This is a genomic window from Arthrobacter halodurans (assembly GCF_041877255.1).
Classification (GTDB): Bacteria; Actinomycetota; Actinomycetes; order Actinomycetales; family Micrococcaceae; genus Arthrobacter_N; species Arthrobacter_N halodurans.
This window is the reverse complement of record NZ_JBHDLJ010000053.1, coordinates 1-219: the sequence shown is the minus strand read 5'-3', so window position 1 is coordinate 219 and position 219 is coordinate 1. Positions and strand designations below refer to the sequence as shown.

Here is a 219-nt window from a genome sequence, read left to right as displayed (position 1 = left end):
GGGGCCGGGGCGGCGGGGCCGGTACCGCTCGACCGCGGACTACCTGTGCCAGGTGTTGCGGATCCCCTACGCGGAGGCGAGGGCCCGGCTCGGCGCGGCCGCGGTCCTGCTCCCGCGCACGACCCTGGCCGGGCAGGAGCTGGCCCCGGTCCGTCCCGCGCTGGCCGCGGCGGTGGCCGGCGGGGAGGTCTCGGTCGCCACCGCGCTGTTGGCCGCGCG

Annotated in this window: 1 pseudogene; it reads left to right on the top strand. The window is 81.3% G+C overall.

Annotation, left to right across the window (positions count from 1 at the left end):
- A pseudogene (locus ACETWP_RS17400) lies at nucleotides 1-219 on the top strand (hypothetical protein); the annotation flags it as partial.